The 12094-nt window shown below is 39.4% G+C and carries 7 protein-coding genes; 6 read left to right on the top strand and 1 reads right to left on the bottom strand.

Annotated elements, in window-relative coordinates; genetic code table 11:
- Window positions 1-234: 234 nt before the first annotated feature.
- Window positions 235-5736, bottom strand: a complete 5502-nt coding sequence (locus H1P_RS24770) for a translocation/assembly module TamB domain-containing protein (protein ID WP_144872363.1) — start codon at window positions 5734-5736, stop codon at window positions 235-237.
- 606 nt (window positions 5737-6342) lie between these two features.
- Here H1P_RS24770 and H1P_RS24765 point away from each other — a divergent pair.
- The 6 genes from H1P_RS24765 (at window position 6343) to H1P_RS24740 (ending at window position 11916) form a co-directional block, all read left to right on the top strand.
- Window positions 6343-8361, top strand: a complete 2019-nt coding sequence (locus H1P_RS24765; protein ID WP_144872361.1) for a vanadium-dependent haloperoxidase — start codon at window positions 6343-6345, stop codon at window positions 8359-8361.
- A 248-nt stretch (window positions 8362-8609) separates the two neighbouring features.
- Window positions 8610-9290, top strand: coding sequence for a two-component system response regulator RppA (gene rppA, locus H1P_RS24760; protein WP_144872359.1), 681 nt, complete (start codon window positions 8610-8612; stop codon window positions 9288-9290).
- A gap of 8 nt (window positions 9291-9298) precedes the next feature.
- Entirely contained in the window at window positions 9299-10741 is a 1443-nt protein-coding gene (locus H1P_RS24755) for a sensor histidine kinase (protein ID WP_144872357.1), read from the top strand.
- A 115-nt stretch (window positions 10742-10856) separates the two neighbouring features.
- The gene (locus tag H1P_RS24750) at window positions 10857-11102 is read left to right on the top strand and encodes a hypothetical protein (protein WP_144872355.1); all 246 of its coding nucleotides are present in this window, start codon (window positions 10857-10859) and stop codon (window positions 11100-11102) included.
- Window positions 11103-11202: 100 nt separating this feature from the next.
- Window positions 11203-11550, top strand: coding sequence for an OB-fold nucleic acid binding domain-containing protein (locus H1P_RS24745; protein ID WP_144872352.1), 348 nt, complete (start codon window positions 11203-11205; stop codon window positions 11548-11550).
- Between the two features lie 75 nt (window positions 11551-11625).
- Complete coding sequence (locus H1P_RS24740) at window positions 11626-11916, top strand: hypothetical protein (protein ID WP_144872350.1); 291 nt, start codon at window positions 11626-11628, stop codon at window positions 11914-11916.
- Window positions 11917-12094: the final 178 nt, after the last annotated feature.

The raw sequence follows: 12094 nt of genomic DNA, 5'->3' as shown, positions 1-12094 counted from the left end.
TGGTTTGCTGTCCAAAAATTTTCAGATTGTAGCTCCTGAAGATGGTGACTACACAATTTTGGTCAGGCTTGCAGGATGGGCTAATGAAGGAAATGGTGTTGTTGTCGAGGTTGATAATGTTAGTTTAAAGGTAGCGTAATTTCATCCTACAAGTATTTCTCTTGACGCTCGTACCTTTTGATGAAGTACCCCAATCTGCTTCGCTGAGAATGGGGTTTCCATAGCTCAACTCAATTAAAAGTTTCTTTGATATTCAAACTTTACTTCGTTCAATATGTAGTCATAAGTCCCTCTAACTGAGGAGTCACGATTAATCTCATAAATTCCTTCTAGGTAAGGGTAAACTCTGAGATAATCTAAGCCAATTTCTCTTCCTGTATCTACTACAAAATCTTCTACCCTATAAAGTAAGCTTCTTTGAATCGGCGCAATTACAAATTGGGTGACTCCTAAATTAATTAATTCTTCTTGGTTGCTATTTTGTAACTGGTCAGCAAAAGCAAGAAATTGATTACCTAATAAGTTGACAATCTCTCCCTGACTACGACTGGGAATGCTAGTTAAGCTAACAGCTTGGCTATCAAGGAATTGTCGCGCACTTCCCCTGTCTGAAGCTGCTGTATTTACACATTCTGCTAGTTGGTTTAATTCTGTTTGGGAATAAGTTAGATTGTTCGTAGGAGGTGCATTATTAGGACGAATGTTACATTCGTTAGAAGACGTTTGACCAAGGTTGGGAATTATGTCAGCTGCTTCTCCATTAACTGATAAAAAGATATTAATGGTTTCCGCTCTACCTACTTGTGATACATCATCAGAAATCTCATTTGTATCATCATTATCTAACTGTCTAATATTGTCTAATTCTGCGACTTCTGTTTTCATCTGTACATCTATGTATGGATTAAACACTCCATCTTCTGGATTGAAAGCAATTGTATTTTCATGGTTACGGGCAAGTGTAAAATTACTACTAAGCCAATCTACATCTCCTTTGGTTATGTAAACAGTACCTTTTGGTTTGATATTGTTGGGAGTGTCTGCTGTACCGTTGAGGGTTAATTCTCCTTTGACACCAAATTCATAAAGGGGAGACTGTTGGAGTTTAAACTCTTCTAGTTTGACTAATAAGTTATCTAGGGTGGTTATTACCGCAGGAGATTCATTGTTTTCTTGACCTCTATTATTGGCAGTATTGAAGTTTAAGTCATAGGTTTCTTCAGTCTCTGCTTGGGGAATTGATACTTGACCATCTACTAGGCTTACTTCACCCCCAATAGTGGGAGCTAACGCAGATGAAGTGACGATAATCTCTCCTGCAATACCACCTTTATAGAGTTTCTTGATTTCGATATCTCCTTCAGGAATATCTATGGTTAAAGGATTATCTAAATTATTTACAGCATACAAGATAGGTAATGTTCCTGCGATGGAGACATCTTTTTTGGCAACGGTAGCGTTTAAGGTTTCGACGTTGACTAATTGGTTATCGAGATTGATTTTTCCTGTAGCGATAATTGGTGCAGTAAAGAAGGGATTGTTAAGGGTGAGTTGCGCTTCTTCGAGATTGATTACTCCTGTTGCATCTAGATTATAAAGAGGATTACCTTCGCGGTTAAGATCGAGATTAGCTGTTGCTTGTAAATCTGCATTACCTTCGCCTTCGATCCAAGTGAGATTACCCCCTGTGAAAGCATTTAAGAGTGCGAAGGCTTCTTTATCTAGTTGGACATCAGCAGTTACAGTATCATTTACCTGTGGTTCTATAGGATAGGGTACAGTAGCAGCTATTTGGATCGAAGAAGGTTCGGTGGTGTTAAAGTTTAGTTGTTGATTGCTGTAGTTGTAGTTTCCTGCAATAGTAGTGGGTAATACTGAACCGTTAAAGGCTGAATTGGATATGTTTAGGTTGCCAGTAATTTGGGGTTGTTCCAATGTACCTTGTATTGTACCTTCGCTATCGATCCTTCCTGCAACATCCACGGGAATATTAACGAATTTACCTATAGTATCTACTGTCAGGTTATCAACTTCGTAACTGATATCTTGAGTGGTTGGAGAAAGTTTTCCTGTGGCAAAAAGAGTAGTATTTACTACTTCGAGTTTTGCTTGTTCTAAGTTAACCGTATTACCTTCTAGTTTCCCTGTAGCTAAGATTTGATTGATGGGAATAAATTGAGCCTCTTCTTTCACTAAACCCAATGGGGGTACAATATCAAGAAAAGCTGGTTGCGGTTGCCATTGCCAATTATTACCTTCAACATTAAAAGCTACTTCTGGCTGGCTAATCGTACCATCAATTAAAACTTCTCCTGTATATAGTCCTTGAATATCTAATTCTGTAGGAACACTTGCCGTTTCTCGTTCTGCTGCGATCGCTTGTATTTGTTTTTCGATTTCTTGTAGTAAAATTAGCTTTTGAGCGATGGATTGCTCAACTGTGGTGATACCTTGAGGCTTTGCTTGTCTCGCTGTCACATATTCTGGTGTTTGAAATAGTGTTAAGACATCTTCAACAGTATACCAACCTAAAGCAGTTAAAACATCTTGTATGTAAGCCTGGGGAATATTTAATGCGCCGTTTATTTCTCCTGTAGCAATATCTAAACCACCATTAAAGTTATATTCACTATTACCAAAATTCAAAGAAGCGGTATCAACTTCGGCGGTATTTTCTTGGGGGTTATAAGCAAACTCAGCAGTAAATTGATTGGCTTCAATATAACCTACTGCGGGTTTATCTACTGATACATTACCATCAGTAGCAAAGGTGTATAAATTCGCGTTAATATCTCCTGTAACTTTCCCTGCTAGTGCGCCTTCAATTCCCGCAGCTTTTCCTGGTGCAAGGTTTAATAAAGCTAAAGGAAAGTTATCAATATTGAGGTTAAAGGTTTCATCATTGCGGTTTCCTGTAGCGATAACAGGTTTATTAGTATTTTCTCCTTGACGTAATTCTAAACTGTTAGGGATATAGGGTAGACGACAGTTGCTAGCGGTACAAGGTTGTACTGATGCAGCTATCACATCTTGATTTCCCTGTAAATTTAAACCAATAATCCTCGCAGGTTGCACATTAACTGTTCCTGCCAATACAGGATCGAATACGACATTGTTAAAGGCAAAATTGTTAAGGTTTAAATTTCCCGTTAAACGATAATTTTCTAAGTTACTGCTATCAGAAATTAAATTCGTACCTCGAAAATTACCATTAAAGATTGCTTTTCCCCTAATATTTAATCTTTCTGCTAACAGGGAGTTATTTTCTGCTGCGGTAGCGATAAATTCTTCTATAGGTAAACTAGCAAAATTAATGTTACCTCTAACAGCCAAATCTACTACAGGAATATCGGGGTTTTTTAATAAATCAGAAATGATTAAACTACCATTACTAGCGACAGACTGTTCCCCCATTTGTACTGCTGCATTGTTAATATTAACGGGAAAAGTAACAGTTTCATTTTGTAGTGGTGCGAGACTACCAGACAAATTTCCTTGGGTATTAATAGGATCTAAAACAGAAGCAATCTCTACATCGGGTGCATAGGCATTAATAACTTCTGTAGTGTTAATACTGTTGCCTTTAATATCGGCTTGCCATTGATTATTCGTTAAACTTCCTTCTGTGGTTATAAAACCATCTGCAACAAAAACATCAGCAGTAACACTACTGGTAATACTAGAAAAATCCCTTGTCTCTACTATATTAAGCAAAGGTTTAATATCACTAGCAAAATTTAAACTACTAACCTGTGTTGTCACAGGTATTTTGAGATTAGTTACAAAATTATGAATTGCCAAATTACCCGTATCAGCAGTACCATTAACTCTTCCTTGAGCGAATTGAGACTGTAATGTGACATCACCACCATCTAAATCCAAATCGATATCAGCTTTACCCTGGATTTTTTCAGGAGCGAAATCATCCAACTTACCCGATAAAGTAATATCCGTATTTTCTAAGGTAATAGGGCGAGTTAAATCTAAACCTGGGATGTCAAACTGCAATAGAAAAGGTGTTAAAGGTATTACCGAGGTATCAATTGCACCCTGCCAATTATTTGTTTTTAAATTAGCATTGGCTGTTACTGTAGCTTCTCCTTCCCCTACTTGCAACTTGGTATCTCGCAAGAGTACCTTCTCTTCGAGATAAAGTATTTCTCCCTGAGCCGATACCCTTTCTGTACTAGCTTGAGTGTTAATTTCCCCCTCTTTTATCTGCCATTGCAACAACCCTTTGAGGTTTTGAATCGTACCCCCTAAATTCCCCTCAGCAATCAGATTACCCACCTTAATCTCTGATGGTAACTCATAATAGGGTGCTGCGATCGCCTCTGTGGGTAAATTAGCCTCAAACGTTACCCCTAAAGGCATTTGTGTAAAATCAATCTGCTGATTATTCTCTAAAGCCGTATTTAAGTCTGTTTCCATTAAACCATCGGCGGTAATTGCACCCCCTGCTACAGGTAAAATTGTGAGGTTTTGTAGGACAATTTTCTCTAAATCAGCAGTAAAATAAGCATTAACCGCTTTAATTTCTTCTTTATCTACGGTTAGCTTCTCAGTACTCTCTAATTTACCTTTAATTACAGGCTTTTTAATATTTCCTGTAACATCTATCTCGCTTTTGATCTCTCCCGTAACAGGTACGGGTAACTCTAGGGCAAAAGTTTTCTGTAAACTACTTAAACTAACAGGTAATATTGCCACATCTAAATCGTAACCAGTATCTAAACCAACCGCACCTTTAACCCTTGCTGTTAAATCCCCAATAGCAGCTTGGGTAGTCTGAACCTCGGCGTTTCTTCCTCCAAAACGTAACCGCGACTTCGCCCTCACAGGCTGCGATAAACTATCTACCTCTCCTGCTACCTGCTGTAAATTTACTGTCCCTTCTACATTAGCCGACGTAATCTCTTCCCAGGAAGGAATATCCAAATCTAAATCCGCATTTAAAAAACCAGTATCCAAACTAACAGGGGAATTGGGAATTAAAGATACAACATCACTTAAAGCTAAATCATTAACCAACAACTTAGTATCTGTTTTACCAGTCTCTAATACAGTCTTTCCTTGAAGCGTTGCTTTAGCGCGATTAATCGCAGTTTCCACATCATATTCCACTAATTGATTATCTGCGGTGTTGTATCTCCCCTCACCATCCACATCAATACCTATAGGCGACTGATTATAAGGTACAGCAGTAATATCTCCCTCTTGGATATCTACAGTGACATCCAAATCAATAGGTAACTCACTATCACCCTCACTCTCAGGTAAATCAAGAGTCACCCATGAACCATTTTCACTTTGATCCAAAAATATTTGAGGCTTAACCAGGGTAACATCAACAGGCAGAGTACGCCGAAAAATCACAGACAAGAGATTAAAACCCACATTAATCCCCTCTATCTCCACCTTATCTTGTTCTGATGCTGTAGGAGGAATCACCGACTTCCCTATCTTTACCCCTGTCAAAGAGATACTTTTAATCTCTCCCACATCCACAGGGCGATTGAGTAAAGTAGAAGCTTGCGACTCCAATAATGGTGGTAACTTCCGTTTTGCCCATAGCTGCAACCCATAGTAACCCAATCCTACCACAGAAGCGATCGCAGTCAACCCCACAACTTTTTTCTTAGAAGGGCGAATCAAACGTTGCAGGAAATTCCGATCGTTATCAGGTGGCTCAGGTGAGGGATTATTACCAGAGGTTTGCTCGACAGAATCAACCATTACAGAGAAATTTAAAGAGTCAGATACTAATATACTTGCATTTTATAGTTTGAACCGCATTCTAACACTACGTATACAAACTAGACTCTATCTTAGGTAGGGAAACAGGGCAAACGCATACTAAAAAATTGAGGAATACTGAGAAATGAAGCCACAACCAATTGTTATTTATTAGTCATTTCATCAATTCACCAGTTTCACTTCTTAATCATTTTAGAAGCATTGATGAGCGAGAAAATTGAGTATAAGTCTTTTGTTTAGTTAGCTAGCTCTGGAACAATTCACAGAGTTATTTTTTGAGTTTGATTAAAATATAGGATTTGTGGGTTTTCACCTGCTTGAAGGTATTTTTACGGTGGTAGCTTCCACGATTATGAAATACCTTAGTAAAAAATTGATTTTTTTCCTTCTTTTTTGAGATGTCGATAACTGGAGCTATAACTCTTACTGGTAGTTCTGGCTTTGAGCTATTATTCCTACATTTGTTAAATAAAGACAAGTTTTTTTCGTAAATACTGAAGAGCCGTAAATTTTTGTTACTTAATCGCCATAATACATTAACTAATTAATTCTGACGAAGTTAATATTTTGTCAGCCAAATTTTCCATGTCCAGACTAATACTAAATACAAAAAATCAATTAGTTACAGTTGAAGACTCTTCTCCTACTATTTCCGTACTTTGGGATAGAGCAGTACAACAAGCTGTAATTAACACTGCTGTTGGCCCAACTATTGCCTCTCGCGCCTCTAGTATGGTGCATACTGCGATGTACGATGCTTGGGCTAGTTACGATTCTTTAGCTGTTCCTACTCAATTAGATAATGATTTACAACGCCCCGAAGCAGAAATTACCGATGCTAATAAACAGGAGGCAATGAGCTATGCTGCCTACAGAGTCTTGGTTGATTTATTTCCCAGTGAAACAGCCATTTTTGAGGAATTAATGGCTCAATTAGGCTATGATCCCAGCAAGACCACTACAGATGCCACTGTTGCTGCGGGAATTGGTAATTTAGCTGCACGAGCTTTACTAACATTTCGCCATCAAGATAATTCCAATCAATTAGGAAACCATCCAGAAGGAACTTTCGGAGTTGCCTATTCCGATATTAGTGATTATCAGTCCACTAACACCCTAGAAAACATCTTGGATTTAGCACTGTGGACTCCCGAATACGTTCCTATCGATGACACTACAGGAAATATTCAGCAATTTTTAACCCCTCATTGGGGAGAGGTAAAACCCTTTGCAACTGAATCAGTTCAACAGTATCGCCCCGAACCGACCGAGCCTTTTTTATTAATACCAGGAGAAGTAAATTTAGCAGCGCAGACTATTACTTTAGCTGATGAGTCTGTTGTGAATATAGACCGCGATTTAATTGGTACAGTTATTAATCCTCGATTTATCGCTCAAGCGACTGAGTTAATTACAGTCAGTGCTAACCTGATTGACGAGCAGAAAATCATCGCCGAATTTTGGGAAGATGGTGCTGGTACGTCTTTTCCTCCTGGAACATGGATGAGTTTCGGACAGTTCGTCTCCGCTAGAGATGAGCATAGTTTAGATGATGATGTGCAACTATTTTTTACTCTAGGTAATGCGGTTTTTGATGCGGGAATAGCCACCTGGTACGCTAAAACTTATTATGACTATGCACGCCCCGTCAGAGTAATTAGAGAATTAGGGGAATTAGGTTTAATTGGTGAATTTGATGAAGAATTAGGCGGTTATGCTATCGAAGCCTGGCAACCCAACAGAGGAACTCAAACCATACTAGCAGCCGATTTTCTCACCTATCAAAACCCCAATGGTGATGCTTCTCCTCCCTTCGCTGAATACACTTCAGGGCATAGTGCTTTTAGTGCAGCAGGAGCAAGTGTATTAAAGCAGTTTACTGGTAGTGATGATTTTGGAGCTTCTGTTACCCTTGATGTTGGAGAGTCATTATTTGAACCCGAACTAACTCCAACCGAGTCGGTTACTCTAGAATGGGACACTTTCACCGAAGCTGCGGACGAGGCTGGTTTATCACGTATTTATGGGGGAATTCATTTTAAAGATGGCGATGTCAACGGTCGTGTTTTGGGTGCAGAAGTGGGTAATACGGTTTTTGCAGAGGCGCAAAGATATATTAATGGTGAAATTGAAGATACACCAGAATTAAATAATCCCATCTATCGTTTACAAAATAATGTCAATCCAGGTGCTTATATCTTTGTGGGAGAAACTGAAAAAACCGATATTAATTCTAATTATCCAGAAGATTTTACTGAGGAAGGAATGGCTTTTCAAGTAGGAGCAGAGGCACATCAAGATTTGATTGCCATGTATCGTTTCCAGAATGTGGAAAATCCCGAATGCTACATCATTGTGGGAGAAGCTGAACGAGACAATATTCATCGGGATGCTAAATTAGCCGATGCTTTTCGCGAAGAAGATTTGGCTTTTTATGTTTATGAAGGTGGTTCAACGAATGGTAGCGATATTTATCGTTTTCGGAGTACTACTATGATGGGTAATTATCTTTATGTTACCGAAGTAGAAAGAGATTATATTTTAAATAACTATAGAGATGATTCTATAAATGAAGGTGTTGCTTTTTCGGCACAAATTAATTAACTATAATCGAACAATTTAATGCCAAAATTTTCATCTAAATAAGTTTTTTGAAATCTATCAATAAAGTCATGATGTTTCAAAATATGCAACAGAGCCAGAATTATCTTTTCGTACAATTATCCATCTTCTGAAGTTCAAGAAGCAGAATTTAAATGTTAAGATAATGAAAATTAGTCACAATGATTTTATCTGCTAATTACTACTAATATATCTATCGCTAGATTACAAGAATATTTCAGTCATTTATCATGCGAATTCTTTTAGTTGAGGATGACCCAGAGCAGTTAGAGCCATTGCAAATAGCCTTATCCCGTTCTGGTCATATCGTAGATGGTGTAGCGGACGGGGCAACCGCTCGCTGGCTGATGGGCGAAAAAAACTACGATCTGCTTATTCTTGATTGGATGTTGCCAGAAGAAAGTGGCATCGATCTTTGCCAATCCTTTCGCGCAACAGGAGTAGCGACTCCCACTCTTTTACTCACTGCTAAAGATACTATTGATGATAAAGTCACTGGTTTAGATGCTGGAGCAGATGATTACCTAGTTAAGCCAGTGGATTTAACTGAACTTTTGGCAAGGGTAAGAGCCTTAAGAAGGCGATCTCCTTTGTGGACAGGAGATCAACTCAAACTGGCGGACTTATGCCTCCACCTGGACACAATGCGTGTTGAATGGAAGGAAATCTCTTTCAAGCTATCAAGCAGAGATTTTCAACTTTTGGAATATATGATGCGTCATCCTGGGAAAATTCTTACCCACGACCAGATTGAGCAAGCACTGTGGTCATGGGGTTCAGAACCAGAGAGTAATGCTGTCGCTACCAGAGTCAGACGCTTAAGACAAGGTTTGCGAGAAATTGGTGTAGAAGACTGGATTAAAAGTATTTACGGTGTGGGATATTGCTTTGAACCACCCAAATCCCCTTAGCAAAAACTATGCTTAATTGGATGAGATTTGATAAATGGAAAGTACTACCTGTTCGTCTGCGAGGTAGCATTATTATCGCCATCCCTGTTGTCTGCTTATTTACGTCCCTTGGTTCTTTTGCCTGGTTAAAAGCCAGCTTGGAAGAAGACGAAGCCTGGGTGCAGCACACCAAAATGGTAAAGTTAGAAACTAAACGCCTGCTTACAGCCCTAGTGGATACAGAAACGGGGGTGCGCGGTTATGGACTAACTCATCGAGAGGAATTTCTCGCCCCGTATAATAGTTCCCGTGCCGTTATTCCCGACTCACTGAGAGAACTAGAGAATTTAGTGCAGGACAATCCCCAACAGACACAAAGACTTCAGGACATACGCGCTAAGGTCGAGCGACATCTGGAGATTTTGCAGCAAAAGTTAACTCTGCAACAGGAACTAAAACGAATTCGTGGAGAAGAAGAAATAATGGTGAATACCGCTCTCCTCTACGACTGGCTAGAAGAGGGAAAGGAAAAGATGAATGTCACTCGTATAGCAATAGATGACTTTGCAACCGAAGAAGAGCAATTATTGGAAGTTCGCCAGCAACATCAAGTGTTTTACCGACAGATTACCTGGATTGTCCTTTGTTTATCAGCCATGACAGGTAGCTTAGGGGCATTGTTGGCTATTCTGCTGTTCTTGCAACTGGAGCGAGAATTGACAGCACGGGAAACTAGCCTGCAAAATACCAATCAGGAACTGGAGTTAGTGTGCGCTCAGTTAGACCGTTTCACTGCCAATGCCTCCCATGAACTACGCGCCCCTCTAGCTGCTGTATTGAGTAATGCTCAGGTGGGATTAATGGAGCTTGAGGATTTAACAGTAGACACCACTTTCCTGTATCAACGTTTAGATAAGATTGTCTATCTGACTAAGGGTATGAGTACCTTAGTAGGGGACTTGCTGTTTATGGCACGACATGAAAGCTTATTGTCTCTTGACTCCCTAAAACTAATTAACATCGTAGATTTACTGCGTGGTTTAACATCTGATTGGAAGGGTAAAGCAAGAGCGCAAAATATCACTCTCACCGCCCACCTGATCCCTCAACCCATTATGGTGAAAGCAGATGTTAACCTACTGCGACAAGCCATTACCAACCTCCTCAGTAATGCCTGTCGTTATACACCTGCAAACGGCAGTATTATTCTCCGACTCAATTGCGAGAACCATCAAGTAGAGATTCAGGTAGAAGATACAGGGATTGGCATTGCGCCAGAGTCCTTGCCTCATATCTTTGAACGGTTCTATCGAGTTAACCAGACGCGAACTGAGGTAAAGGGCAGCTTTGGCTTGGGATTGAATATTGCTCAACAAATTGTTCAGGCACACGGCGGACAAATGACAGTCACAAGCTTTGTAGGGCAAGGATCGACGTTTCGGATTATGTTGCCCTTGGAAGACGGAACATAAGTTTCATTACCGCATTCTGTGATAATTAAAACCAATTAATTTAAGTGGTCATTTTCTGGTCATTTTTTTTGTTTAGTATCAATATCAAGAACTAAACAAGTAAGGAAACTGAGGAATGCAAGAATCATCACTTTCTAATAGCAATAAAATTAGCACCAAGAAAAACCTAATTCAAAATCTTTCTACCAACAGCTCCCAAAATCTTGTCAGAGATGAGATTGATACAAATAATAATCAAGAATTTCAAAATTTGGTCAACCAAATGATTCTCAATCTGATTGCTAAAACCGAAGCGGAGTTGATTACCATTTCGACAATAACTCAGAAATATAAAGAAACAGTAGCTCAAAAAACCAATTAGAGTGAAATCGCTTGGTTGCCTAAAATGCGGTATTTGTTATCTTAGGCTTTTCAATTTGTCTGTTTAATCTAAACACTTTCCTCAAGAAAAAAGGGAAATCATGCCCACAGCAGTTTTTCTCACATTAACCTCTACCTTCACCCTATTTACAACCATTCCTCAGACACCAATTACCATCAGCAATTTAAGACATACGCCAGAGACAACCACTGCGGGTGTAGTACGAAGTATCGTAGGCAACCAATTTATCTTAGATGATGGTACAGGACAATTAATTGTCGATTCAGGTTTTTGTCGTAATCTCCAGAATCACCTTACTGTCGGAGAAAAAGTAACGGTAGTAGGAGAATATGAAGACTATGATTTCGATGCCTTCCGCATTATCCGAAGAGACGGAGAGATCATTAAAAGTGGGAAACTTCAAGATTCACCACCTTGCGAACGATAGTTTTATTTGGCGATCGCTAAATAAATGACAATTCTTTTTTTTACTCACTACTTATAAAACTCAGGATAAATCACCATGAAGACTATCAAACAACTAACTATTGTTGGAGTTACTTTTTTTTTTTTGGGTATAGCTATCTCTACTAATTCCATAGCTTCCTCTTCTCAAGATACTACAGTTACTGGTGCTGTGGAGCAAGTTTGGGAAGATGGCTTTCGACTCAATACTGGCGAGCGCACTATCAGAGTAGATTCCTGGAATGTCTATGGAGACAATACCCCAGATAACGTAGCTGTCGGCGATCGTTTGACGATTACGAGAGAATTTGATGATGGAGAGTTTAATGCCGATTCCATCTCAGACTAATTTTCGGCGTTGCTGATTTAGCGAACGAGTGCGCGACAGCTTCGCTAGTCCTTTAGGGGTCTTGGGCGGGGCAGAAGAGTTCTGCCGTGAAACGACAGAATCAGCCCCTTGGGTTTCCCTCAATGAGCAACTCGTTCAAGACAGGTATGAAACCGATAGTAATACTGTTCGGAGCTTC

It is taken from the genome of Hyella patelloides LEGE 07179 (assembly GCF_900659865.1).
In the GTDB taxonomy this organism is placed as follows: domain Bacteria; phylum Cyanobacteriota; class Cyanobacteriia; order Cyanobacteriales; family Xenococcaceae; genus Hyella; species Hyella patelloides.
The sequence above is the reverse complement of the archived record's forward strand: the minus strand, read 5'-3'. Positions and strand labels throughout refer to the sequence as shown.